Here is a 23,138-nt window from a genome sequence, read left to right as displayed (position 1 = left end):
CGGGGCCGTGAAAGCCGTGGGAAGAGGCGCCCTAGAACAGGCGGAGCTTGTCGTCCTCGATGCCGCGCATGGCGTTGTAGTCGAGGATCACGCAGTCCATGCCGCGGTCCGTCGCCAGGACACGGGCCTGGGGCTTGATCTCCTGGGCCGCGAACACGCCCCGGACGGGGGCGAGGTGCGGGTCCCGGTTCAGGAGCTCCAGGTAGCGGGTCAGCTGCTCGACACCGTCGATCTCGCCGCGCCGCTTGATCTCCACGGCCACCGTCGCGCCGTCGGCGTCACGACACAGGATGTCCACCGGTCCGATCGCGGTCATGTACTCGCGCCGGATCAGGCTGTAGCCCTCGCCGAGGGTGTCGATGCGGTCGGCCAGCAGCTCCTGGAGGTGCGCTTCCACGCCGTCCTTGATCAGACCCGGGTCCACGCCCAGCTCGTGGGAGGAGTCGTGCAGGACTTCTTCCATCGTGATGATGAGCTTCTCGCCCGCCTTGTTGATGACGGTCCAGACACCGGCCTCGTCCCCGCTCCCCTCCTTGAGGGTGCACGGAGGCGACATCCAGTTGAGCGGTTTGTACGCCCGGTCGTCCGCATGGATCGAGACACTGCCGTCGGCCTTCACGAGGATCAGACGGGGTGCCGAGGGCAGATGGGCGGTGAGCCGGCCCGCGTAGTCGACGGAGCAGCGGGCGATGACGAGACGCATGGTCGGCAACGCTACTCGACCGATGGCCTTCCACGCGATTCGCCCGTGAAAGCCCCCTTCGCGGATGGCGCGTTGTATGCGCATTCTCCTGGTGCCGTACCCGGTGGGCGCCTACCGTGGATAGCGGGAGGTCGTCGAGCGTGCACACTGCGTCGCGACTCTCCTTCCCTGCCCGTAAGACTCCGGCGACCCGAACGCCGGGGTCACGAGAGGAGAACCCATGTCGCTCGACGTCTCACCGGCCCTACTCGAACAGGCCGAGCGAGGCGAGGTCGACGAAGCCGCCTTCGTCGACTGCGTCCGGACCTCCCTGCCTTACGCATGGGAGATGATCAGCTCGCTGGTGGCTCAGCTGGAGGTTGAGGGCGGAGAGTTCGCCGACAACCAGACGCCGCCGCCGGACGAGCAGGCGCGTGGGCAACTGCTGCGTGCCCTCGCGAGTGACGCGATACGTGGTGCGCTCCAGCGGCACTTCGGAGTGCGTCTGGCATTCCAGAACTGTCACCGTGTCGCCGTGTTCCCGCTGGATACCTCATCGGATGACAGGCACGCCCGCTTCACCTCGATCCGGGGCCAGTTGCTCAACCAGTCGCCGGAACTGCGGGACTGCTAGGCCCCGCCGTCAAAGTCTCGCCTGGCGCCACTTTGACTGCAGGACCCGGGCCCCGTCGCCGCCGGTGTCCCGCTGCCGCTCCGAGTCGCGAGAGGTGCGACTGACACCGGAGCGGCAGCCCCGGGCTCCGACCGCCGTCGACCCGGGAGACCTCCCGGTCGCGGTCGGCACGGGACCCGGATCTCAACCGAGGCGGGGCAGGACCTCGGCGCCCAGGCGTCGTACGTTCTCCTCCGTCGCGGCGAGATCGCCCGAGCCCTCCGTGAGCAGGGCGAACCGGCTGATGCCCGTGCGCTCCGCGGTCGCCGCCAGCCGGTCCGCCGCCAGTCGCGGCGTACCGACCGGGTGCAGGTCGCACAGCAGCTCCGTGTAGGCGACGGGATCCCGCATCGCGCGCTGCCGGCCGTCCACCGTCACGTGCGCGTCCAGCCCCTGCCGGAACCAGCCCGGCATCGCCTTCACCAGCGTTTCCCGGGCGTCCGCGGTCCGGTCCGCCAACTGGCACACCCCCGCCGACACGTGCCCCGCCTCGGGGTCGTGACCGGCGTCCCGCGCGGTGCGCCGCCACAGCGCGACCATGTCCGCCTTGTCCTCGTCCCCGCAGTGCATGCCCAGCAACATCGGCAGACCCCGCTCGGCGGCCAGTCGCACCGACGCGGGGGAGGTGCACGCGACGATCACTTCAGGCCCCTTCCCGTCGCCGTCCCACGCCTCCGACGGACGCGGTACGACGGCCACCTCGCGGAAGGCGTACCGCTCGCCGGCCGCCCCCACGCGCGGCTCGGACAGCCAGCGCCGCACCAGGTCCAGGTCGTCCGGGAAACCGCTCTCGTACGCGTCCAGACCGCCCCCGAACACCTCCAGGTCCACCCAGGGCCCGCCGCGGCCCACCCCGAGGGTGAAGCGGCCCCCCGAGGTGACGTGGAGCAGCGCCGCCTGCTCCCCGAGGGCCACCGGGTGCGTGCTCGGCAGCACGCTCACGGCCGTGCCCACCCGCAACCGCCGGGTCCGTCCGAGCAGCAGGGCCGCGAGGGTCACCGCCGACGGGCAGACCCCGTACGGCACGAAGTGGTGCTCGGCCAGCCAGACCGAGTCCAGCCCGGCCTCCTCGGCCACCTCGGCGGTCCGCACCGCCCGGTGCAGCGCCTCCCCCTGTCCCTGGCCCGGGAACTGGGCCGCCAGTACAAACGCTCCTACGCGCATCGCCCTTAGCCTCCTAGCGGCCGGCGCGGCCTCCCCCAGGTGGACCGGCTCGGTGCCGTTTCATGGCATCAACGTCTGATGGCAACAACGTCTGACAAGTGCCAAAGGCACGGCCTGACAGGAAAGTTATTGGGATTGTCATGCCGCCCCACGCGTCACGGGCCGTTCGGTCGCCTTCCTTCGGACACCCTGCGGGTACCCGAGCTCGCTGCGCGTAGTCTGGGAGAAAGCCACTGCCGTCCGCCCATCCGTGAGGTATACGTGTCACCGCGCCACAACCGCCCCAGGGGCGGGGGGAATCCGTCCGACCGTCCGGACCCGGGCTCCGGGTCGGGCTCGGGGGGCCTGGACCGGTTCGGCCTGGAGCAGACCGAGGAGTACCAGGGCGAGGAGTGGAAGGTCCGGCACGTCGCCGGCGCGAGCGCGGCCGGCAAGCGCTACCGCTGCCCCGGCTGCGACCAGGAGATCCCCTCGGGAACCCCGCACCTGGTGGCCTGGCCCGAGTACGGCGGCGTGGACGACCGGCGGCACTGGCACAAGGCGTGCTGGAACGCGAAGGACCGCCGCACCTCGCGGGTGCAGCGGTCCCGGAACGCGCCCCGGCACTGAGCCCGTCGGCGACGGCCTAGACGTCCCTGCGGTCGACGATCACGTACGAGGCCGCGACCGCGGCGACGGTCACCAGCAGGAGCAGGAGCATCTGGGGCAGGTCTCCGGGCACCTTCGTGCCCTCGCCCGTCGGCATGCCGAACAACTGCATCATCGCCACCGGCACGTTGTACTGGAGGACGATCTCCCCGATCCGGGCCGAGGCCTCCCAGTAGCTGAGCATCCCGCCGATCACCGGCGGCAGCGTGACCAGGCCGAGCATCAGGGTGATCGCCCCGGCGGAGTGCCGGACCAGCGCCCCGACCGCGAGGGCGAGCACCCCGAGCAGCGTGACGTAGAAGCATCCGACGAGCGCGCCGCTCCACTCCCCGAAGGTGTGCGGTCCGGCGCCGGGGCCGTGGTGCACGGCCATCGCGGCGGCGGCCACCACGAAGACCGAACCGATCGTCGCCGCCAGGGCCGTGGCGCTGAAGACGAGGTACTTCGCGGTGAGCACCCGGTGCCGGTCGGGGGCGGCGGTGAACGTGGTGCGGACCAGGCCGGTGCCGTGCTCGGAGGTGATGGTCAGGACGCCCAGCACGATCACCGCGAGCTGGCCGACCAGCAGACCGAACAGCGCCGGGGTGGTGAACGGCATCGCCACGTAGTCCTCGTCCGCGGTCTGCGAGACGAAGAGCAGCCCGATGCCGACGACGATCACCACCAACGCCCCGAGCGTCCACATCGTCGAGCGCACCGAGGTCAGCTTCGTCCACTCCGAGGCCACCGCGTGCCCGACGTGCGGCCGGGCGTCGTCGTGCGGCGCCCCGGGGGCGGTGGGGGCGGTCGTGGTCGGGCCGGTCATCGGGTTTCCTCGGGGTTGCTCTTGGCGGCCCCGGCGAGCTCGCCGGGGTTGCCGGGCATCAGGAAGGGACGCGCGTCCGCGCCGGGCGGCGGGGGCGCGTAGAACCCCGCCCGCGGCACCTCGGGGGCCGCGTCCGCCTCCCACTCCGGGACGCTCAGCGGCTCCGGCTCCCACAACTCGGCCCGGGGGTCGTCGGTGGAGGTGTACTCGACGGAGGACTGGGTCATCCGCATGTAGGCCTCCTCCAGCGAGGCCCGGTGCGGAGACAGCTCCCACAGCCGTACCCCCGCCTCGTGGGCGAGGTCGGACAGCCGCGGCAGGTCCAGCCCGGTCACCCGCAGGGCCCCGTCCGGCTCCTGGAGGACCCGGCCCCCGGCCTTGCGGAAGGCTTCACCGAGCGTGTCCCGGCCATCCCGATCGGTATCGGCCGCGCGCACCCGAGCGAATCCGGCCGAGTTGTGCGTGATGAACTCCTGGGTGCCCATGTCGGCCAACAGCCGACCCCGGCCGATCACGATCAGGTGGTCGGCGGTCAACGCCATCTCGCTCATCAGGTGCGAGGAGACCAGGACCGTACGGCCCTCGGCGGCGAGCTGCCGCATGAGCGTGCGCACCCACAGGATGCCCTCGGGGTCGAGGCCGTTGACGGGCTCGTCGAAGAGCAGTACCCGGGGGTCGCCGAGCAGGGCGGTGGCGATGCCGAGCCGCTGGCCCATGCCGAGCGAGAAGCCCTTCGTGCGCTGTCGGGCCGCGTCCTGGAGGCCCACCACGGCCAGTACCTCGTCCACCCGCTTCTCCGGGATGCCGGAGAGCTGGGCGACGGCCAGGAGGTGGGTGCGGGCGCGACGTCCCCCGTGCATGGCCTTCGCGTCGAGGAGGGCGCCGACGTGACGCTGCGCGTTCGGCAGGTCGCGGAACGGCAGACCGCTGATGGTGACATGGCCGGAAGTGGGCCTGTCCAGCCCGACGATCATGCGCATGGTGGTGGACTTGCCGGAGCCGTTGGGCCCCAGGAACCCGGTGACGTGACCTGGCCTGACCTGGAAGGACAGCTGGTCGACGGCGGTCTTCGCGCCGAAGCGCTTGGTAAGGCCGACTGCCTCGATCATGGTTCTGCCCCTTAGCAGGCCGGTACGACTCTCGCCCGTGTAAGGGTTAAGAGGATATCCAGTCTCCTACGGTTCCGTCCCGGTCGTCATCCCTGAGGTACCCCTGAGTCCGACCCGAAGATCCCCCGTAGTACGGCGGGTGTCCGTCCCGGGACGGACACCCGCCCGCCTCCGTCCGTCGCACGAGGATGGCCGGCCCCCGGCCACCCTCGTCACGCGTCGCGCTTCCTGAGGACCAGGAACCCCGCGAGTACGGCGGCCAGCGTCCACAGGGCCATGATCCCGAAGCCGCCCCAGGGCCCGTAGGGCGGCGCGTCCCCGCCCGCCGCGCCCGGTGGGACGACCTGCATGATCCGGGAGCCGGCCTGATCCGGGAAGTACCGGGCCACCTTCCGGGTCGCCTCGACGGCCCCGAGGATGGTGGAGATCATCAGGAAGAACGGCATCAGCACGCACAGGGCGAGCATCGAACTGCGCAGCATCGTGGCCACGCCCATGGAGAACAGGGCGATCATGGCCATGTAGAGCCCGGCGCCGATCACCGCGCGCAGGACGTCGGGCTCGCCGATCCCCACGCCGCGCCCGCCCAGCAGGGCCTGCCCGAGGAAGAAGGACAGGAAGCTGGTCGCGAGGCCCACGACCAGCGCCAGGGCGGTGGCGACGACGAGCTTGCCGAGCAGCAGGCTCCCGCGGCGCGGCACGGCGGCGAGCGAGGTGCGGATCATGCCCGAGCTGTACTCGGTGCCGACGACCAGCACCCCGAAGACGATCATGGCGAGCTGGCCGAGGGCCATCCCGGCGAAGGCCGACAGCGTCGGGTCGAAGGTGAGCTGCTCCTGCGGAGGCATGTCGTCGAACGAGGCGTTGATGAACGCGCAGAGGCCGGCGCTCACGCCGACCGTGACCACGAGGGCGGCGATCAGCGTCCAGGTGGTGGAGGCCACCGTACGGATCTTGGTCCACTCGGACGCGAGGACAGCGGGGAAATCGGCCATGATCACTTCCCCTTCCGTCGGCCCGCGTCGTACGAGGAGCCCCAGGCCGGTCCGGAACCGGGCGGCCCGGGAGGCGCGCCGGGCACCCCGGGGTCGGACGGCGCGCCCGGTGCTTGCGCCGCGTGGGCGTGGTACTCGACCGAGTCCGCCGTCATGCGCATGAACGCCTCTTCCAGGGAGGCCCGCTGCGGGCTGAGCTCGTGCAACACGACCCCGTGCCGGGCCGCCAGCTCGCCGAGCCGCTCCGACTCCACGCCGTCGACCTCCAGCGTTCCGGTCGCCGGGACGGTGATCGCGTCGATGCCCTCCCCGTGCAGGAGGTCCTTCAGCCGCTCCTGCTGGGGCGAGCGCACGCGTACGTAACTTCGTGAGTTCTGCCGAATGAAATCGGCCATCGACAAGTCGGCGAGCAGCTTTCCCTGCCCGATGACCACCAAATGGTCTGCGGTCACCGCCATTTCACTCATCAGGTGAGAGGAAACGAAGATCGTCCTCCCCTCCGCCGCCTGCGCTTTCATCAGATTTCTGATCCAGAGAATTCCCTCGGGGTCCAGACCATTGACGGGTTCGTCGAACATCAAGATCTCCGGATCGCCCAGCAGAGCGGCGGCGATTCCAAGCCGCTGACCCATGCCGAGCGAAAATCCTTTCGACTTCTTCCGCGCCACCGCCGTCAGTCCGACCTGATCCAGCACCTCGGACACCCGGCTCCTCGGGATCCGGTTCGACTGGGCCAGGCAGAGAAGGTTGTTGTACGCGCTGCGTCCGCCGTGCATGGCCTTCGCGTCCAGCAGAGCCCCGATGTGCGTGAGCGGCTCCGGCAGGTCCCGGTAGCGCTTCCCGTCGATCCGCACCCGCCCGGCGGTCGGATTGTCGAGGTCGAGCATCATGCGCATGGTCGTGGACTTCCCCGCCCCGTTGGGGCCGAGGAAGCCGGTCACCACCCCGGGTCTGACCTGGAAGCTGAGGTTGTCCACTGCCGTCTTCGCACCGAAGCGTTTGGTGAGGCCCTCAAGCTCGATCATGCGGCCACGCTAGAACGGCAGAGGGCCCCACGCCACCTCAAACAGGTGACACAAGGCCCTCGGTACCAACCGTCCGGCGCAATGGCGTACAACGCCTACGCGCGCCGTGGTACTGGCGACTGCGTGTACTAGCGGCTCTGCTGAGCCGGAACGCCACGGGTGACCGGCTCGTCGTCGATCGGGGAGCCGGCGGCGGCCACGGCCGCACCGGTCAGCGTCGCCAGCATCTCGCGGACGTTGGTCAACTGCGCGTTGATCGAGTCGCGGCGGTTGGTGAGCGCCGCCAGCTCGCGCTCGGACTCGCTGCGGATCCGGTCGGCCTTCGCGTTGGCGTCGGCGACGATGTCCTCGGCCTGACGCTGTGCGGTCTCCACGGTCTGGCGCGCGCGACGCTCCGCGTCGGTACGGAGCTTCTCCGCCTCCAGACGCAGCTGCTCCGCGCGGTGCTCGATCTCCGCGAGACGCTTCTCCGCCTTGGCCTGACGCGAGGCCAGGTCGCGCTCGGACTGCTCGCGGCGCTTGGCCAGGTTGGTCTCGAAGTCCGCGGCGGCCTGGGCGGCCTTGGCGCGGGTCTCCTCGAAGAGCGCGTCGGCCTCCTCGCGCTTGGAGGCCGCGTCCTTCTGGGCCTCGGCGCGCAGGGTGGCGGAGTCGCCCTTGGCCTTCTCGACGATGCGGACGCCCTCGTCCTCCGCCTTCGACTTCCGATCGGCGGCGAACGACTCGGCGTCGTTGCGCACCTGCTGGGCGGCCGACTCGGCCAGCTCACGGTGCTGCTCGGCCGCGCGACGGGCCTCCTCGCGAAGGTCCTTCGCCTCCTCCTCGGCCAGTCGCAGGATCTTCTCGACCCGGGCACCGAGGCCGGCGTACGACGGCTCCGCGTCGCTCACCTGAGCCTGGGCGTTCTGCGTTTCGAGGTGCAGCTCCTCGATCCGCTTTTCCAGAGAGTTGATACGTCCCAGTGCGCTGTCGCGGTCGGAGACCAGCTTGGTAATGCGGTCGTCCACCTGACCGCGGTCGTAACCACGCCGCACGAGCTCGAAGCCGAAGGGGGAGGAAGTGTCGCTCATGGGGTTCCTGTCGAATGAGACCGATGAGGTGCTACGTGAGGTGTTAGGGGAATCCTAGGCGCCCAGACGGCGTGTCATCGAGTCAATCCACGTTTGATCTGGACAATGACACCCCTTTTGAGTGGCAAGGCGACAGAATGCTTGTCGCCCGTTCGCCTGAACCTCCATCAGGAGCACACATCTTCATGTGCTGACTAGCTCTCTGACGACTTGCCACTCGAACGAGTGGAACCCGCTGCCGCTCCGGCCTTCACGCCCCCCGCGCCCTGACCGCCGATCGTCGGCTTTCCGCCGCCCGAAGGCGCCTCGAATGATTCCAACGCCTCAAGAACGTCCTGGACACGGGAGATCTCCGCCTGAATGTCCTCGCGCCGGCGCACCAGGACCTCCAGCTCGCGGCGACCCTCGTCGACCAGTCGCTCGGCCTCCGCCTTCGCCTCGGCGAGGGTGCTCTCGGCCTCGCGCGTCACCTCGGCCTTCTTCTGCTCGGCCTCCTTGAGCAGCGCCTCCGCCTTGCGCACGGCGGCGATGCGGACCTTGCCGGCCTCGCTGCTCGCCTCCGACACCAGATCCTTGGCCTTCTTGTCGGCCTCGACGCTCTGCTCGGTCGCCGCCCGCACCAGCTTGTCCACGCGCTCGCCCGCGGACTTCATCTGCTCCGCCGACTCGCGGCGGGCCCGCTCGTGCAGCTCCTCGACCTCGGACGCGACCCGGCCGCGCAGCTCCTCCGCCCGCTCCCTTATGGCGGCGGCGTCCGTACGCGCCCCGACCAGCAACTCGTTCGCGTCCGTACGGGCCTTCTCCACCGTGGAGTTGCCCTCGACGGTCGCCTCCGAGGTGATCCGCGCGGCCTCCTTGCGGGCCGCGTCCACCATCGCGTCGGCCTGCTCCTCGGCCGCCGTGGTCGCGGCGAGGGCCTGTTGCCGCGCGTCGGTGGTGAGCCTCTCCGCTTCCGCCGAGGACTCCGTGATGAGCCGGTCCACCTGCTCGGCGGCCTCGCTGCGTCGCTTGTTGGCCTCCTCGCGGGCCTCGTCCAACAGCCGCTCGGACTCCGTACGGGCCTCCGCGCGGGTGCGCTCCGCCTCGGTCGCGGCCTCCGCCTTGACCCGCTCGGCCTCCGACCGGGTACGGGTCGCGTGCTCCTGCGCCGAGGACAGGGCCTCGGCGGCCTCCGTGCGCAGCCGTTCGGCCTCGGCGGCGGCCTCGCCGACCGTCCGCTCGTTGTCCTTGCGGGTCTCCTCGGTGAGCTTGTCCGCCTCGGCGGCCGCCTCGGTGATGAGCCGGTCCACCTGCTCGGCGGCCTCGCTGCGTCGCTTGTTGGCCTCCTCGCGGGCCTCGTCGAGCATCCGCTCGGAGTCCCGTTCGGCGCTCGCCGACGTCTCGTTCGCGGCCTCGGTGACCCGCTCGGCCTCCGCGGTGGCCTCGCCGATGATCCGGCCGCCCTCCTCGCGGGACTCGTCCAGGATCCGCGCCGCCTCGGTACGCAGCCGCTGCGCCTCCTCGGCCGCCTCGCCGACCGTGAGGTCGTTGGCCGCCCGCGTCTCGACCGTCATGCGCTCGGTCTCGGCCGCGGCCTCGCCGATCAGACGGGCGCCCTCGGCGCGTGCGTCGTCCAGGGTCCGTGCCGCCTCGGTGCGCAGCCGTTCGGCCTCCGTCGCGGCCTCGCCGACCGTGGCCGCGTTCGCCGCGAGGGTCTCCTCGGTGAGCTTGTCCGCTTCCGACGCCGCCTCGGTGACGAGTCGGTCCGCCTGCTCGGCGGCCTCGCTGCGCAGCCGGTTGGCCTCGGAGCGGGCCTCGTCCAACGTGTCCGCGGCCTCGGCGCGGGTCGCGTCGGCCGCCGCCTCGGCCTCGGAGGTGAGTCGGGCCGCCTGCTCGCCGGCCTCCTCGATCGTGGCGGCGTTCGCCGCGCGGGTCTCCTCGGTGTGCAGTTCGGCCAGTCGCGTGGCCTCGTCGACGATCCGGGTGCCCTCGGCGCGGGAGGCGTCCAGGGACTCCGCGGCCTCGCCGCGGATCCGGTTCGCGTCGTCCCGGGCGTCCGCCCGGGTCCGGGCCGCGTCCCGCTCGGCCGCGGCCAGCGCGTCGGTGGCCTCGGTGCGCAACCGCTGCGCGTACTCGGCGGTGTCGGTGCGCAGTTGCTCCGACTCGGCGATGGCGTCGCCGACCGTGCGCTCCGCGAGGGCCTTCGCGGCGTCCGTCTCGATCCGGGCCTCGTCGCGCAGGCGGGTGGCGTCCTCGGACGCCCGCTCCCGTTCGGCGTGGGCGTCGGCGCGGACCCGTCCGGCCTCCTCCTCGGCCTCGTCCCTGGTGCGCTCGGCGGAGTGCTCGGCCGCGCTGCGCAGCCCGACGATCTCCTCCTCGGCCTGCTCGTGCAGCCCGGCCACGGCGTCCCGTACCTGCTGGGCGGTCGTCTCCGCGGCCGACACGACCTCGGACGCGCGCCGCTCGGCCTCCTCGGTCAGCCAGATCGCCTCGGCCTGGGCCTCCTCGGAACGCTTGCGGGCCTGCGCCAGCAGTTCCTCGCTCTGCTCGCGGGCCTGGGCCCGCTCGTTCTCCGCGTCGGTGCGCGCCGACGCAAGCGTCTCCTCGGACTCCCGGCGACGCCGGGCGGCCTCCTCCTGCGCGGCGGCCAGCGCCTCCGCGGCCTCCGCGGCGACCCGCTCGGCGGCGGCCTTGGCCTCCGCGCGCAGCCGGTCGGCGGTCTCCTGCGCCTCCGTACGGACCCGTTCGGCCTCGGACTCGGCCTCGCCGCGCAGCCGCACCGCGACCTGCTCGGCCTCCGCGCGCACCCGACCGGCGTCGTCCGCCGCGTCCGTGCGCAACTGGTCGGCCTCGGTTTCCGACTGGGCCTGGAGGGTGCGGATCCGCTCCGCGGCCTCGGCGCGCAGCCGGTCGCTCTCCTCCGTGGTCTCCCGGCGGATGCTCTCCGCCGAGGTCCGGGCGTCGCGCAGCGTCTGTTCGGCCGCGGTCAGTCGGTTCTCGGCGTCCGTGTGGAGCCGGACCAGTTCCTCGTCGGCCTCCGCCCGCTTCGCCGACAGCGCCTGCTCGGTCTCCTCGCGCCGTGCCCGCGCCGCCGCGTCGGCCTCGGCGCGGACGGACTCCGCCTCCTCCTCGGCCTCGGCGCGCAGCCGCTCGGCCTCGGCGCGGGTCCGCTCCAGGGTCTCCTCGGCCTGCCTGCGCAGGGTGCCGGCCCGTTCCACGGCCTCGCCGCGGACCCGCTCGCTCTCGGCGGTCGCCCCGCCGCGCAGCTCGTCCGCGTCCGACTTGGCCTTGCCCAGCAGCTCCTCGGCGGTCCGGGCCGCCTCCTCGATCTGCTGGACCGCCTCGCGGCGGGCCTCGCCGCGGATCCGCTCGCCCTCGGCGACGGCCTCCGCGCGCAACTGCTCGGCCTCGCCGCGCAGCCTGCGGGCGTCCGCCTGGAGTTCGACCGTACGGGCCCGGTACTCCTCGGTGTCGTCCTTCGCGGCGCCCTTGAGCTCGTCGGCCGTGGCCGCGGCCTGCACGCGCAGCCGGTCGGCCTCGGCCTCCGCCTCGCGACGGATCCGCTCGGCCTCCTCGGACGCGGCGCGGGTGGTGGCCCGGGCGTCCTCCGAGGCCTTGTTCAGTACTTCCTCGGCCGTGCGGGCGGCCTTCGCCAGTTGCGCCGCCGTGTCCTCGGCGGCGGCTGCGCGGGCCTGCTCCCCGGCCTCGGCGCGCAGCCGCTCCATGTCGGCGCGGGCGTCGGCCAGCAACTGTTCGGCCTCGCCCTTGAGGACCTCGGCCTCCTTGGTGGCCTCGCCGACCAGCCGTGCGACCTGCTCCTTCGCGGTGCGGGTGCGCTGCTCGTTGACGGACTCCGCCGAGGCGAGCTGCCGTGCGGCGCTCTCCTTGGCCTCCGCGAGGAGGGTCTCCGCCTCGGCGCGCGCGGTGCGCAACGCGGAGTCGGCCTCCTGGACCCGGGACTCCGCGACGCGGCCGAGGTCCATGGTCTGCTGACGGGTCTGCTCGGCCTCGGCGGAGGTGCTGCTCCGCAGTCGTTCGGCGTGCTCGGTGGCCTCCTGCGCCTGCGAGGAGGCGGCGGTCAGCAGCCGCTCGGCCTCCTTGCGGGCCCGCAGCAGGGTGCTCTCGGCCTCGGTACGGGCGGCCTCCGAGTCGGCGGTGAGCCGGCGTCGGGCCTCCTCCGCGAGCCGGGCGGCCTCGGCGCGGGCGGCGTTCAGCGCCTGCTCGGCCTCGGCGCGGGACTCCTCCATGAGCCGGCGCGCCTGGGACTCGGTACGGGCGCGCAACTGCTCGGCCCAGGCGACGTTCTCGTTGACGTGCGCCTCGACGGTCTGGCGGCGCTCGTTCAGCTCCTGGTCGAGGCGCTGGCGGCGGTTGACGGCCTCGCCGTGCAGCTCGGCCTGGAGGCGTGCCTGGTGTTCGGCGTGCTCCTGGAGGATCCGCTGGGTCTGGGCCCGGGCGTCGCGCAGCTCGCGTTCGGCGTCGGAGCGCATCTGGTCGGCCTGGATCTGGGCATTGCGGAGCAGCTGCTCCGCCTGGTAACCCATGTCCGCGCCGTCGTAGGCGGGGCGGGACGCGAGATTGCGGCGTACCTCATGGAGCTTGGCGCGCAGCACCTCGACCTGGTAGCCCAGGTCCTCGGCGTGCTGGACGGCCTTCCCGCGCTCCTTCTTCAGCCGCTCCATCTCGGCTTCGAAGCGCGAGAGATGGTCGACCTCGGCCTGGTGGCTCTCCTGGCTTTCGTAGCCCCGCACAGCGCGGTCCCATCCGTCCCCTGGTTGCAAGCTCACTCCCAATTGAGCATCGCTCGCCCGCTGAACGACGCCCCCGGGGAATGGTGTCAGATACCGGGGCAGGGGTCACAGGCCCCGACCCCGTCTCCGCACCGAACCCCGGCCGAGCCATGGCCACTCTACCGGCCGGAGAAACGGGACATCAGTGCGCTTGGGTGCGCATCGCCTGGTTGGGAGCCCGAAGAACGCCTGTCAGCAGGGGTGGAGCGGGGTGTACCCGTGGGTACGAACAGATCTTCAGACAAGCCGACCGGCGATGGTCGGAGTCGATCACGGGCGGCGACGGGAGCCGGTCCGCCGCCCGTCAGGACGGGGCCGCGTTCGCGCACGCGCACGGACCCCGGGCCGGTGTCCGAACCCGCCGGCACCCCTCACCGGCCCCTCCGGCAGCGGAAACAGCCGTTCCGGAACCAAGGCGCGCGCCGGCCGGCGTGACGCAACGCAAACTCCCGCGCGGGGCGTCACGACCGGTCGTTCGACGACACGCGCCACGCGCCTCAGTGCCCTTCCGCCGCCTCCGGGGCGGAGGTGACCAGTTCGGTCAGGACGCCGTGGCAGTCCTTGGGGTGCAGGAAGGTGATCCGGGACCCCATGGAGCCGATGCGCGGCTGGTCGTACAGGACGCGGACGCCCTTGCCGCGGATGGCCTCGGCGTCACCGTCGACGTCCTCGGTCCCGAAGGCGATGTGATGGACGCCCTCCCCGTTCTTGGCGAGCCACTTGCCGACCGCGGAATCCTCCCTGGTGGGCTCCAGGAGCTGGAGGTAGGAGGCACCCCCGTCGGAGGTCTCGTTGATCTTGAGCATGGCCTCGCGGACGCCCTGCTCCTCGTTGACCTCGGAGTGGAACACCTCGAATCCGTACGTGGCACGGTAGAACTCGACAGTCTTGTCGAGGTCGAAGCAGGCGATCCCGATGTGGTCGATTCTTGTCAGCATGGGACCAGTGCACAGCTCGGGAGGGGCGTCACGCAACGTGCCAGCGATCACACCGACTGGCCGGTGACGGCGCGGGTACTGCTCAGTACATTCAGGTAAACCCTCGTTCACTCCTCAGCTTCCCCGCTGAAAGGGGATCCGCCATCATGTCCGGAACGAACAACACCACTTCGGTGATCGTCGCTGGGGCCCGCACGCCCATGGGGCGTCTGCTGGGCTCGCTGAAGTCCTTCTCGGGTGCCGACCTCGGCGGCTTCGCGATCAAGTCCGCGCTGGAGCGGGCCGGGATCTCCGCCGACCAGGTCCAGTACGTGATCATGGGCCAGGTGCTCCAGGCCGGCGCGGGTCAGATTCCCGCCCGACAGGCCGCCGTCAAGGGCGGGATCCCCATGAACGTTCCCGCGCTCACCATCAACAAGGTGTGTCTGTCGGGCCTCGACGCCATCGCGCTCGCGGACCAGTTGATCCGCGCCGGGGAGTTCGACATCGTGGTCGCGGGCGGCCAGGAGTCGATGACCAACGCCCCGCACCTGCTGCCGAAGTCCCGCGAGGGCTTCAAGTACGGCGCCATCGAGATGCTCGACGCGATGGCCTACGACGGCCTCACCGACGCCTTCGAGAACATCGCGATGGGCGAGTCCACGGAGAAGCACAACACCCGCCTGGGCATCGAGCGCGCCCCGCAGGACGCGTTCGCCGCCTCCTCGCACCAGCGGGCCGCCGCCGCGCAGAAGAACGGCGTCTTCGAGGCCGAGATCACCCCGGTCGAGATCCCGCAGCGCAAGGGCGACCCGGTGGTCTTCTCGCAGGACGAGGGCATTCGCGCCGAGACCACGGTCGAGTCCCTCGGCAAGCTGCGCCCCGCCTTCACCAAGGACGGCACCATCACCGCCGGCACCTCCTCGCAGATCAGCGACGGCGCCGCCGCCGTGGTCGTGATGAGCAAGGCCAAGGCGGAGGAGCTCGGCCTGGAGTGGATCGCCGAGATCGGCGCGCACGGCAACGTGGCGGGACCCGACAACTCGCTCCAGTCGCAGCCGTCCAACGCCATCCTGCACGCCCTGAAGAAGGAGGGCCTGGAGGTCTCCGACCTGGACCTCATCGAGATCAACGAGGCCTTCGCCGCGGTCGCCGTGCAGTCAATGCAGGACCTCGGCGTGACCCCGGAAAAGGTGAACGTCAACGGCGGCGCCATCGCCCTGGGGCACCCGATCGGCATGTCCGGCGCCCGGGTCGTGCTGCACCTGGCCCTGGAGCTGGCCCGGCGCGGCGGCGGTGTCGGAGCGGCGGCCCTGTGTGGTGGCGGCGGCCAGGGCGACGCCCTGATCGTGCGCGTGCCCGGCGCGAAGGCGTAGGTGTCACGAGGATGACGACGGTGGACGTCCCCACACTGGTGGCCCAGGCCCGAGAAGGCCGACCCCGGGCCGTGGCCCGGCTGATCTCACTGGTCGAGGGGGCGTCCCCGCACCTGCGCGAGGTGATGGCCGCCCTGGCCCCGCTCACCGGTGGGGCGTACGTGGTGGGGCTCACCGGCTCCCCGGGCGTGGGCAAGTCCACGTCCACCTCGGCGCTCGTCTCGGCCTACCGCAAGGCCGGCAAGCGCGTCGGGGTGCTCGCCGTGGACCCGTCCTCGCCCTTCAGCGGGGGCGCGCTCCTCGGCGACCGGGTGCGCATGTCGGACCACGCCTCCGACCCGGGGGTCTACATCCGCTCCATGGCCACCCGCGGCCACCTGGGCGGTCTCGCCTGGGCGGCGCCGCAGGCGATCCGCGTGCTGGACGCGGCCGGGTGCGAGGTGATCCTGGTCGAGACGGTCGGGGTCGGGCAGTCGGAGGTGGAGATCGCCTCGCAGGCCGACACCTCGGTGGTGCTGCTGGCGCCCGGGATGGGCGACGGGATCCAGGCCGCGAAGGCGGGCATCCTGGAGATCGGCGACGTGTACGTGGTCAACAAGGCCGACCGGGACGGCGCGGACGCGACCGCCCGGGAGCTGAACCACATGCTCAGCCTGGGGGAGTCCCGGGGCAAGGGCGACTGGCGGCCGCCGATCGTCAAGACGGTGGCCGCGCGGGGCCAGGGCATCGACGAGCTGGTCGAGGCGCTGGAGAAGCACCGGGCCTGGATGGACGAGCGCGGCGTACTGGCCGAGCGTCGCACGGCCCGTGCCGCCCGCGAGGTGGAGACCATCGCCGTGACGGCCCTGCGTGCCCGAATGGCGGATCTGCGCGGGGACGCGCGGCTGGACGCGCTCGCGGCCCGGGTGGCCGTGGGGGAGCTGGACCCGTACGCGGCCTCCGACGCCCTGCTGGCGACGCTGACCGATGCGGACTCCCGGGGGCGAACCTAAACTGGCAATCGCCCGGAATGGCCCGAAGGATCCCCTGTAAGGGAGTGGTGTCATGGCGAAGCGCGGAAACAAGAAGCGAGCCCGCAAGAAGAAGAAGGCGAACCACGGCAAGCGTCCCAACGCCTGACCGCACACGAGGAGGCCGCGCCCCCGAGCCGGGGCGCGGCCTTCGTCGTGTCCGGGCGAAAGCGACGACTCAGTTGTCGTCGTTGTCGTCGTTGTCGTTCGAGTCCGACGAGGAAGCGGTGGCCTTCCCCGAGGTGGGGTCGACGTGGACGTGCTTGGTCTTGCCGTCGCTCGACTTGACCTCGATGTCCCAGTAGGTGCTGCCGTTGTCGTCGTCGTCATCCCAGTCGACGGACCACACCTTGGCACCCTTGTTGGCGGCGAGGGCCGCCGCCATCGCCTTCTTGGCGTTGACCTTGGCGGCGATCAGGGGCGCGTACTCGGCGGCGTTGTCGTTGTCCGTGTCGCGGGTGGTGGCCTTGCCTGCGGAGTCGACCTCGACCTCGGTGTTCTTGCCGTTCTTGGCGACCACGTTGACGTGCCAGACGGCGCCGTCCTTGTCGAGGGAACCGACGACACCCGGGTGGTGCTTGAGGGCCGCGTCGCTCGCGCTTTCTGCGGTCACGTCGGCGCGGGCGGCGGTGGCCGTGGTCGTGGTCCCGGTCGTGTCGCCGGTGGCGGCGACGGCCGCCGCGGTCGGGCCGCCGACCGTGAGGACGGCGGCCGCGGCCGCGGAGATGATCACGTTGCGCTTCATGGGCAGTACCTCCTCGGGCCGGCCCGGGCGCCTACGGTTGCTCGGCGGGCGGACCGGCGGGCGATATCGACCATTCTCCGATCGATCGCCGGATCCGGCGCGGGGAGTGCCGTCAGCCCTTGCCGCGGTTGTCCCGCAGGTGCTCGGCCACGGGGCGCAGGGACTCGCGCAGGGCCGCCAGGGCGGCCGGCGGCAGCAGGTCGATGAAGTGCTGTCGCACGGACGCCACGTGGTGCGGGGCGACCTTGCGCATGGTCTCCATGCCCTCGTCCGTGAGTACCGCGAACAGGCCGCGGCGGTCGGACTCGCAGTTCACCCGGCGGACCAGCCCGGCCGCCTCCATTCGGGTGATCTGGTGGGAGAGCCGGCTCTTGGACTGCAGGGTCGCCGTCGCGAGGTCGCTCATTCGCATCCGGTGACCCTCCGACTCGGAGAGGTTCACGAGGATCTCGTAGTCGTTGTTGGTGAGGCCGAAGGGCTGGAGATCCTTTTCCAGCTGGTGCATCAGCAGCCTGCTGACGTCCAGGTGGGTGCGCCAGGCGCACTGTTCGGCGTCGGTCAGCCAGCGCGTGGCCGTCTCGGTCTCCATGGTCTCCATGACTGAACTCTACCTAAAAAGTTGAATTGCGTACAAAAATAGGACGATCGCAGTACGAGATCACAGCCCGAAGCGCCGCTGCAGATCACCCAGCTGTCCGGGCATCCGCGGCACGCCGATCTGACCGAGCGGCCCCTGACCGGCCCCGGGAACGCCCTGCGCGTTGCCCGTCGCCGCGCCGGCGCCGACCGCGCCGACCGCCTGCTCCGCCATCAGCATCTCCGACGACTGGAGCAGCACCGTGCCCGCTCCCACGAACTCGAACTGGTGCTCCTCGCCCGAGGAGCCCCCGATGCCCGTCAGCGAGCGCAGGCCGCCGATCACGCCCGACATGTAGCCGTGGTCGTAGTGGTGGCAGGGGGAGGGGCAGTCCGCCCAGCCCACCAGCGCCTGCGGGTCCACCCGCAGCGGAGGCTCCATGAACACCACCGGCCCGTTGGACGCGGCCACGAACTTCCCGGTGCCGATCAGCGTCAGGAACCCCGGCACGATCGACTGCTTCAGCGCCAGCGTCGGCTGGTACGCCAGCAGGTTGCCCGACCGGATCGTCAGGTTGCCCTTGTCCAGGTCGTACGAGTTCACGTCGAAGGCCCGGTCGGCCAGCAGCATCTTGCCCTGGCCCTCTGCCACCACCCAGTCGGCGGCGTGCAGGGGCGAGTGGAAGCTCGTGCGCAGCAGCCGGTCGAAGCGGCCGTTGCCGATGCCGTTGAACTCGATGCTCCCGTAGTACGAGATCATCTTGCCCTTCTGCAGGAACCACTGGCTCCCCTTGAGCTCCACGCAGAAGGTGTACGCGTTGACGTTGTCGTCGGAGGGCAGCGTGTACGGGTCGAAGACCGTCGGACCTCCCGGTCCGCCGGGCACGGGGCCGTTCGTTCCGGAGTAATGCGTCACAGCTTCTCCTCCGAGGCCTGTACGTACACCGCGCCCTGGCCCGACAGCTCCAACTGGAACGCCTCGCCCGAGCCGCGCCCCACCATGTCGCGCCAGCCGAGCGCCGTGGAGAGCTTGTTCCTGACGTCCCCGTGGTGGGCGACGTACGCCTGCGGGTCGACGTGCACCGGCCGGTTCGGGGTGATGGGCAGTTCGATGACCCCACCGTGGGCCATCACGGCGACGGAGCCGTGCCCCTTGAGGGTGGTGGTGAACAGGCCCTGGCCGGACACCTGGCCGCGGACCATGCCCATGACCCCGCCCTGCGAGCCCATGAACATCGTGCCCTGCTGGAGGGTGCCGTCGAAGGCGAGCAGCCGGTCCGCCTCCACGTACAGGGTCTCGCCCGACAGGTTGATCACCTGGATGTGGTGGCCGCCGTGGCCGAACATCACGGTGCCGCTGCCCTCGACCGACATCAGCGGCGTCTGTTCGTTCGCCACCCGGCGGCCGATCATGCCCATGACCCCGCCCTGACCACCGGTCAGGCTCGGGGTGAAGGAGACCTCGCCCCGGTAGGCGAGCATCGCGCCGCGCTGGCTGTACATCTTCTGCCCGGGGACGACCTGCGCCTCGACCATCTTGGAGTTGACCTCGCGGAACGGCATCAGATGTCGCCCCCGATGGTGTTGCGCTCGCTGGGCTGCACGTAGACCAGCCCCTCGCCCTCGAAGCGGATCTGGAACGCCTCGCCCGAGCCCTCGCCGATCAGCGTGCGGAAGTTCACGCCCGACTGGAAGGACTGCCGCAGGTCCCCGGTGTGCGCGACGTACGCGCCCGGGTCGACCGACAGCGGGTACTGGGCGCTGACGCGCAACACCACCGCCGGACCGTCCGACATGATCGCGGCCTGGCCGGAGCCCTCCACGGTCGTGGTGAACAGGCCGTTGCCCGACGTCGCCCCGCGCAGACCCGTGAAGGTGGTGCCGGTGCGCAGGCCGGCGTCGGTGCACAGCAGGTTGCCGGCCTCCACGTGCAGCTTCTCGCCGCGCAGGCTGACCAGATTGATCTCGCTCGCACGGTCGGCGAAGAAGCAGGTGCCCTGCCCCTGGACCTCCATCACCGTCATCTGTTCGCCGGTCAGCCGGCGGGTCACCATCCCGCGGAGGCCTTCGCCACCGCCGGACATCTTCTTGAAGGCCATCTGGCCGTCGTACGCGACCATGGAGCCGTTTTTCGCTTTGACGGCGTCCCCGGTCAGGTCGACGGCGAGCACCTTGCTGCCTTGGAGTCGGAACTGAGCCACGGGAAGACGTTATCCGCAGAGTGCGGGACCGAACAGGGCTTCGTGACCGATATCCGCCACACTCGGTCGTTCCGGGTACCCCGGTCAAGATCCCGCGGGGCGGCTGAGACACTGGGAAGGACCCCCGGCCTCCTCCCGCGAAGGTTCCACGTGGACATCAAGACCGCTTCCGCCCTGCACCGGCTGCGCCTCATCTCCGTACCGGAGGCACTGTCGTTCCCGGCCCTGCTGATCTTCGGCTCGCTGCTCAGCCGGGTCTCCGACATCGACTACCTGATGATGCCGTTGGGCATCCTGCACGGGATCCTCTTCGTCATCTACGCGGTCTTCCTGCTCGACGTCTGGAACAAGGCGAAGTGGCCGCTCAAGAAGGTGGCCCTGTTCTTCCTGCTGGCGCTGCTGCCGTTCGGCGGCCTGTACGGGGACCGGCTGCTCAAGCGCGACGAGGCCGACAGCGTCCTGGCCGCGCGGGCGCGCGAGGCGGCCCGCGCATGATCGTCGCGTTCTCCGTGACCCCGCTCGGGGTGGGCGAGGAGGTCGGCGAGTACGTCGCCGACGCGGTCCGTGTCGTACGGGAGTCCGGGCTGCCGAACCGCACCGACGCGATGTTCACCACGGTCGAGGGCGAGTGGGATCAGGTGATGGACGTGGTGCGGCGCGCCGTCGCCGCCGTGGAGGCGCGGGCGCCCCGGGTCTCCTTCATCCTCAAGGCCGACATCCGTCCCGGAGTCTCGGACGGCATCACCTCGAAGGTGGACACCGTCGAGCGGCATCTCGCCGCCGGCTCCGAGGGCTGACGCCCCGCACCGTTCGTGACGCGAAGCGCCCCCGGCCGACCAGGCCGGGGGCGCTCTCGCGTGCCCCGCCGGGGCCCGCGCGGACACCCGGACGGTCCCCGCGCCGAGGGCGGGGGTCCGGTCCGCGACACCGTGCGCGACCGCGCGACCCCCGTCAGGGCGGGGAGGACCCGCTCCCCGGATCGGTGCCCGCGGCCAACGCGATGGCCAGGGGGGTGCGTTCGTAGAGGATCCGGTGGCCGTGGCGGGACGACAGGAGGAGCCCCGCCGACCGGAGGGTCTTGAGGTGGGCCGAGACGGTGGACGGCGCCAGGCGAAGCCGTTCGGCCAACTCCGAGGTGGACGCGGGCTCCTCCAGGGCGCGCAGGACCTCGGCCCGGGCCCGCCCCAACAGCCGGGTGAGCGCCCGCGGGGTCGGACCGTCCGAGGCCGCCCACAGCGCGCCGATGCCCCGGGCCGGGTAGACGACCGTCGGCTGCCACGGCGGGTCGTAGCCCCCGACCACCTCGGGCCACACGAACGCGCTCGGCATCAACAGCAGCCCCTGGCCGTCGAGCGAGCGGTCGTGGTGCGTGCGCCGGTCGATGACGAGGGTGTCCCCGGACCACCGCAGATCCGGGTGGAGCCCGTCGAAGAGGGCCTCCAACCCGCCCGCCGCGAGCCTGCGGGAGTGGAAGAGGACGTCCGCCTCCAGCAGGGCCCGCAACCTCGGCCAGTGCGGGGCGACCAGACAGGTCCAGGCCCGCTCCAGCAGATCCGCCAACTCCCGCACGGACCGCTCCGGATCCGCGAGCAACCGCTGCCCGATCTCGCTCTCCACGGCCCCCGGCGTACACACCAGGGAGCGCCGCAGGTCCTCCCGGGCAGCGCCCGGATCGGCCGCGCGCACCCGGGCCAGCTCCTCCTCGAAGGTCACCGACGGGCCGGACGGCGGCGGGCTGAGGAAGTCCGGATTGTGCCCCTTGCGGGGCATCAGCAACCACAACGGACGCAGGTCCAGGCCGTCCGCCGCCTCACGGATCCCCCGCAGCCACGGCAGGTGGTAGGCCTGGCGGTTCCGGTACAGCAGGACCCGGACCGCCTCCTGAGTCTCCCAGCGCGGGGAGATCGAGAAGCGACAGCGCAGCAGGTCCACCGGACCGAACCGGTAGTGGAACGGCATCGACCCTCCCGAGGCCCCCGAGGCCATCCCGAGGCCTGCCGATTCTTCCCGAGATCCTCGCGCGGCCCTTCCGCCGGATCACGCGGTCAAGATTCGGCGGGGAACGAATCCCTGCCCCCGGGGCCCGGCCCCGAACAGGCTGCCCGCATGACAACCGTCAACCAACCGGCCGTCGATCACAAGGCGGACCCGACCGACTCCGGATACCGGGCCGTCCTCAGGGTCCGGGAGTTCCGGAGCGTCTTCGCCGCGCACCTGATGTCCGTGCTCGGCGTCGTCGTCGAGATCTCCCTGACCGTCCTCGTGTACCGGCTCACCGACTCGCCGCTGATGAGCGCGCTCACCTTCGCCCTCGGATTCCTGCCCTACGCCCTCGGCGGCACCCTGCTCGCCGGGCTCTCCGACCGGTACCCCGCCCGCCGGGTGCTCGTGGTCTGCGACCTCGTCTGCGCGGCCTGCGCGGCGGCCATGGTCCTGCCCGGGACCCCCGTCGCCGGACTCCTCGCCCTGCGCTGCGCCATGTCCTTCGTCGCACCCCTCTTCCAGGGCGCCCGCAGCGCCTCCCTCGCCGACATCCTCGGCGCCGGCGACGTCTTCGTCCTCGGCCGGTCGCTGCTGCGCATGGTCGCGCAGAGCGCCCAACTCATCGGATTCGGCCTCGGCGGGCTGCTGCTCACCGTCCTCGCACCCCGCGGGGCCCTCGCGCTCACCGCCGCCGGCTTCCTGGGCTCCGCACTCCTGCTGCGCCTCGGCACGGCGGCCCGACCCGCCCGCGCGGGCACCGGCGGCACCCCGCTCGGCGGACTGCGGGCCGTCTTCCGACACCGTCGGACGCGCGTGCTGACCCTGCTGTTCTGGCTGCCGCCGGTCTTCGTCGTGGTCCCCGAGGCGCTGCTCGCCCCGTACGTCGCCGGCCTCGGCGCCGGAACGGTCGCCCTCGGCCTGCTGATGTGCGCGTTGCCCGTCGGCACCATCGCGGGTGAACTCTGGGCGGGCTCCGTACTCACCGCCCGAACGCGTTCGCGGATCGTGGCCCCGCTCGCGGCGGCCGGCCTGTCCCCGCTCCTGCTGTACGCCGCGCGGCCGGGCGTCGTCGTCACCCTCGGGGCACTGCTGCTCGCCGGGCTGGCCCACGCGTACACCCTCGGGCTCGACCGTATGTACGTGGACGCCGTGCCCGAGGAACTGCGCGGTCGGGCGATGACCCTGCTCGGGACCGGGATGATGACCCTCCAGGGAGTCGGCATGGCCGCGGCGGGGCTCGCCGCCGAGTTCCTGCCGGTCCATGTCGTCGTCACCGCGTCGGGGGTGCTCGGCACCCTCGTCGTCCTGGCCCTGCTGACCGAATTGCGCGCCTGCGCCCCGGTCGCGGAGGTGCCGAGGGATGAGACGGGGCTGACCACCAAATGACCGCCCG

General features: G+C 71.5%; 23 protein-coding genes. 8 read left to right on the top strand and 15 right to left on the bottom strand.

Features of this window, described 5'->3' with window-relative positions; all coding sequences use genetic code 11:
- Nucleotides 1–31 precede the first annotated feature (31 nt).
- The gene (nucS, locus tag ACFYW3_RS21710; protein WP_053677463.1) at nucleotides 32–703 is read right to left on the bottom strand and encodes an endonuclease NucS; all 672 of its coding nucleotides are present in this window, start codon (nucleotides 701–703) and stop codon (nucleotides 32–34) included.
- A gap of 220 nt (nucleotides 704–923) precedes the next feature.
- Here nucS and ACFYW3_RS21705 point away from each other — a divergent pair, with 220 nt between their 5' ends.
- Nucleotides 924–1,316, top strand: a complete 393-nt coding sequence (locus ACFYW3_RS21705) for an SCO5389 family protein (protein ID WP_053677465.1) — start codon at nucleotides 924–926, stop codon at nucleotides 1,314–1,316.
- 183 nt (nucleotides 1,317–1,499) lie between these two features.
- Here ACFYW3_RS21705 and ACFYW3_RS21700 read toward each other — a convergent pair whose 3' ends face one another.
- Entirely contained in the window at nucleotides 1,500–2,519 is a 1,020-nt protein-coding gene (locus tag ACFYW3_RS21700; RefSeq protein ID WP_351757166.1) for an LLM class flavin-dependent oxidoreductase, read from the bottom strand.
- A gap of 261 nt (nucleotides 2,520–2,780) precedes the next feature.
- Between ACFYW3_RS21700 and ACFYW3_RS21695 the strand changes: the two genes are divergently transcribed.
- Nucleotides 2,781–3,128 carry an ATP/GTP-binding protein gene (locus tag ACFYW3_RS21695; protein ID WP_351384181.1) on the top strand — a complete coding sequence of 116 codons (348 nt, stop codon included), beginning with the start codon at nucleotides 2,781–2,783 and terminating at the stop codon, nucleotides 3,126–3,128.
- Between the two features lie 16 nt (nucleotides 3,129–3,144).
- On the opposite strand, the gene ACFYW3_RS21690 is transcribed toward ACFYW3_RS21695, so the two are convergent.
- From ACFYW3_RS21690 to mce, 7 genes are all read right to left on the bottom strand, one after another.
- Nucleotides 3,145–3,972 (bottom strand): ABC transporter permease, encoded by an 828-nt coding sequence (locus ACFYW3_RS21690; protein ID WP_351757164.1) that lies wholly within the window; start codon nucleotides 3,970–3,972, stop codon nucleotides 3,145–3,147.
- A complete protein-coding gene (locus ACFYW3_RS21685) occupies nucleotides 3,969–5,081 on the bottom strand; it encodes an ABC transporter ATP-binding protein (RefSeq protein WP_351757162.1) in 1,113 nt (370 codons plus the stop codon). Before ACFYW3_RS21685 ends, ACFYW3_RS21690 begins: the two co-directional genes overlap by 4 nt.
- Nucleotides 5,082–5,293: 212 nt before the next feature.
- A complete protein-coding gene (locus tag ACFYW3_RS21680; protein ID WP_351757160.1) occupies nucleotides 5,294–6,076 on the bottom strand; it encodes an ABC transporter permease subunit in 783 nt (260 codons plus the stop codon).
- A 2-nt stretch (nucleotides 6,077–6,078) separates the two neighbouring features.
- The gene (locus tag ACFYW3_RS21675; protein WP_351757158.1) at nucleotides 6,079–7,101 is read right to left on the bottom strand and encodes an ATP-binding cassette domain-containing protein; all 1,023 of its coding nucleotides are present in this window, start codon (nucleotides 7,099–7,101) and stop codon (nucleotides 6,079–6,081) included.
- Between the two features lie 128 nt (nucleotides 7,102–7,229).
- A complete protein-coding gene (locus tag ACFYW3_RS21670; RefSeq protein ID WP_214943313.1) occupies nucleotides 7,230–8,168 on the bottom strand; it encodes a cellulose-binding protein in 939 nt (312 codons plus the stop codon).
- Between the two features lie 194 nt (nucleotides 8,169–8,362).
- Nucleotides 8,363–12,898 (bottom strand): polarized growth protein Scy, encoded by a 4,536-nt coding sequence (gene scy, locus ACFYW3_RS21665; RefSeq protein WP_389387000.1) that lies wholly within the window; start codon nucleotides 12,896–12,898, stop codon nucleotides 8,363–8,365.
- A 536-nt stretch (nucleotides 12,899–13,434) separates the two neighbouring features.
- Complete coding sequence (gene mce, locus ACFYW3_RS21660; protein WP_267797992.1) at nucleotides 13,435–13,875, bottom strand: methylmalonyl-CoA epimerase; 441 nt, start codon at nucleotides 13,873–13,875, stop codon at nucleotides 13,435–13,437.
- A 146-nt stretch (nucleotides 13,876–14,021) separates the two neighbouring features.
- Here mce and ACFYW3_RS21655 point away from each other — a divergent pair, with 146 nt between their 5' ends.
- The 3 genes from ACFYW3_RS21655 to ACFYW3_RS21645 are packed head-to-tail and all read left to right on the top strand — an operon-like array spanning nucleotide 14,022 to nucleotide 16,349.
- On the top strand, nucleotides 14,022–15,230 hold the full coding sequence (locus ACFYW3_RS21655; protein WP_389386999.1) for an acetyl-CoA C-acetyltransferase: 1,209 nt from the start codon (nucleotides 14,022–14,024) through the stop codon (nucleotides 15,228–15,230).
- 11 nt (nucleotides 15,231–15,241) lie between these two features.
- Nucleotides 15,242–16,222: a methylmalonyl Co-A mutase-associated GTPase MeaB gene (gene meaB, locus ACFYW3_RS21650; RefSeq protein WP_351757148.1), complete on the top strand. Its 981-nt coding sequence runs from the start codon at nucleotides 15,242–15,244 to the stop codon at nucleotides 16,220–16,222.
- A gap of 52 nt (nucleotides 16,223–16,274) precedes the next feature.
- Entirely contained in the window at nucleotides 16,275–16,349 is a 75-nt protein-coding gene (locus ACFYW3_RS21645) for a 50S ribosomal protein bL37 (protein WP_099895366.1), read from the top strand.
- A gap of 69 nt (nucleotides 16,350–16,418) precedes the next feature.
- On the opposite strand, the gene ACFYW3_RS21640 is transcribed toward ACFYW3_RS21645, so the two are convergent.
- From ACFYW3_RS21640 to ACFYW3_RS21620, 5 genes are all read right to left on the bottom strand, one after another.
- Nucleotides 16,419–16,985 carry a PepSY domain-containing protein gene (locus ACFYW3_RS21640; protein ID WP_389386998.1) on the bottom strand — a complete coding sequence of 189 codons (567 nt, stop codon included), beginning with the start codon at nucleotides 16,983–16,985 and terminating at the stop codon, nucleotides 16,419–16,421.
- Nucleotides 16,986–17,097: 112 nt separating this feature from the next.
- Nucleotides 17,098–17,574 carry a MarR family winged helix-turn-helix transcriptional regulator gene (locus ACFYW3_RS21635; protein ID WP_053677716.1) on the bottom strand — a complete coding sequence of 159 codons (477 nt, stop codon included), beginning with the start codon at nucleotides 17,572–17,574 and terminating at the stop codon, nucleotides 17,098–17,100.
- A gap of 69 nt (nucleotides 17,575–17,643) precedes the next feature.
- Nucleotides 17,644–18,447, bottom strand: coding sequence for an AIM24 family protein (locus ACFYW3_RS21630; protein ID WP_053677718.1), 804 nt, complete (start codon nucleotides 18,445–18,447; stop codon nucleotides 17,644–17,646).
- Nucleotides 18,448–18,473: 26 nt separating this feature from the next.
- The gene (locus ACFYW3_RS21625) at nucleotides 18,474–19,124 is read right to left on the bottom strand and encodes an AIM24 family protein (RefSeq protein WP_351757143.1); all 651 of its coding nucleotides are present in this window, start codon (nucleotides 19,122–19,124) and stop codon (nucleotides 18,474–18,476) included.
- Complete coding sequence (locus ACFYW3_RS21620; RefSeq protein WP_351757140.1) at nucleotides 19,124–19,762, bottom strand: AIM24 family protein; 639 nt, start codon at nucleotides 19,760–19,762, stop codon at nucleotides 19,124–19,126. Before ACFYW3_RS21620 ends, ACFYW3_RS21625 begins: the two co-directional genes overlap by 1 nt.
- A 150-nt stretch (nucleotides 19,763–19,912) precedes the next feature.
- Here ACFYW3_RS21620 and ACFYW3_RS21615 point away from each other — a divergent pair, with 150 nt between their 5' ends.
- Together ACFYW3_RS21615 and ACFYW3_RS21610 are read left to right on the top strand one after the other, a co-directional pair.
- On the top strand, nucleotides 19,913–20,257 hold the full coding sequence (locus ACFYW3_RS21615; protein WP_053677493.1) for a DUF3817 domain-containing protein: 345 nt from the start codon (nucleotides 19,913–19,915) through the stop codon (nucleotides 20,255–20,257).
- On the top strand, nucleotides 20,254–20,559 hold the full coding sequence (locus ACFYW3_RS21610) for an MTH1187 family thiamine-binding protein (protein WP_351757137.1): 306 nt from the start codon (nucleotides 20,254–20,256) through the stop codon (nucleotides 20,557–20,559). Before ACFYW3_RS21615 ends, ACFYW3_RS21610 begins: the two co-directional genes overlap by 4 nt.
- A gap of 154 nt (nucleotides 20,560–20,713) precedes the next feature.
- Here ACFYW3_RS21610 and ACFYW3_RS21605 read toward each other — a convergent pair whose 3' ends face one another.
- A complete protein-coding gene (locus tag ACFYW3_RS21605) occupies nucleotides 20,714–21,721 on the bottom strand; it encodes a DUF5937 family protein (RefSeq protein WP_389386997.1) in 1,008 nt (335 codons plus the stop codon).
- 147 nt (nucleotides 21,722–21,868) lie between these two features.
- Here ACFYW3_RS21605 and ACFYW3_RS21600 point away from each other — a divergent pair, with 147 nt between their 5' ends.
- Entirely contained in the window at nucleotides 21,869–23,131 is a 1,263-nt protein-coding gene (locus ACFYW3_RS21600; protein ID WP_389386996.1) for an MFS transporter, read from the top strand.
- The last annotated feature ends 7 nt before the right edge of the window (nucleotides 23,132–23,138 follow it).

This window comes from Streptomyces sp. NPDC002602, from assembly GCF_042889445.1.
Lineage (GTDB): Bacteria > Actinomycetota > Actinomycetes > Streptomycetales > Streptomycetaceae > Streptomyces.
This window is presented reverse-complemented; position numbering and strand designations above follow the sequence as displayed.

Excerpts from the sequence above, each read along its gene's own strand:
- ACFYW3_RS21640 (WP_389386998.1), bottom strand. The coding sequence starts at position 16,985 with ATGAAGCGCAACGTGATCATCTCCGCGGCCGCGGCCGCCGTCCTCACG.
- ACFYW3_RS21675 (WP_351757158.1), bottom strand. The coding sequence starts at position 7,101 with ATGATCGAGCTTGAGGGCCTCACCAAACGCTTCGGTGCGAAGACGGCA.
- ACFYW3_RS21700 (WP_351757166.1), bottom strand. The coding sequence starts at position 2,519 with ATGCGCGTAGGAGCGTTTGTACTGGCGGCCCAGTTCCCGGGCCAGGGA.
- nucS (WP_053677463.1), bottom strand. The coding sequence starts at position 703 with ATGCGTCTCGTCATCGCCCGCTGCTCCGTCGACTACGCGGGCCGGCTC.
- ACFYW3_RS21690 (WP_351757164.1), bottom strand. The coding sequence starts at position 3,972 with ATGACCGGCCCGACCACGACCGCCCCCACCGCCCCCGGGGCGCCGCAC.
- ACFYW3_RS21635 (WP_053677716.1), bottom strand. The coding sequence starts at position 17,574 with ATGGAGACCGAGACGGCCACGCGCTGGCTGACCGACGCCGAACAGTGC.
- meaB (WP_351757148.1), top strand. The coding sequence starts at position 15,242 with ATGACGACGGTGGACGTCCCCACACTGGTGGCCCAGGCCCGAGAAGGC.
- ACFYW3_RS21685 (WP_351757162.1), bottom strand. The coding sequence starts at position 5,081 with ATGATCGAGGCAGTCGGCCTTACCAAGCGCTTCGGCGCGAAGACCGCC.
- ACFYW3_RS21680 (WP_351757160.1), bottom strand. The coding sequence starts at position 6,076 with ATGGCCGATTTCCCCGCTGTCCTCGCGTCCGAGTGGACCAAGATCCGT.
- ACFYW3_RS21610 (WP_351757137.1), top strand. The coding sequence starts at position 20,254 with ATGATCGTCGCGTTCTCCGTGACCCCGCTCGGGGTGGGCGAGGAGGTC.
- ACFYW3_RS21705 (WP_053677465.1), top strand. The coding sequence starts at position 924 with ATGTCGCTCGACGTCTCACCGGCCCTACTCGAACAGGCCGAGCGAGGC.
- ACFYW3_RS21625 (WP_351757143.1), bottom strand. The coding sequence starts at position 19,124 with ATGCCGTTCCGCGAGGTCAACTCCAAGATGGTCGAGGCGCAGGTCGTC.
- ACFYW3_RS21670 (WP_214943313.1), bottom strand. The coding sequence starts at position 8,168 with ATGAGCGACACTTCCTCCCCCTTCGGCTTCGAGCTCGTGCGGCGTGGT.
- ACFYW3_RS21605 (WP_389386997.1), bottom strand. The coding sequence starts at position 21,721 with ATGCCGTTCCACTACCGGTTCGGTCCGGTGGACCTGCTGCGCTGTCGC.
- ACFYW3_RS21655 (WP_389386999.1), top strand. The coding sequence starts at position 14,022 with ATGTCCGGAACGAACAACACCACTTCGGTGATCGTCGCTGGGGCCCGC.
- mce (WP_267797992.1), bottom strand. The coding sequence starts at position 13,875 with ATGCTGACAAGAATCGACCACATCGGGATCGCCTGCTTCGACCTCGAC.
- ACFYW3_RS21600 (WP_389386996.1), top strand. The coding sequence starts at position 21,869 with ATGACAACCGTCAACCAACCGGCCGTCGATCACAAGGCGGACCCGACC.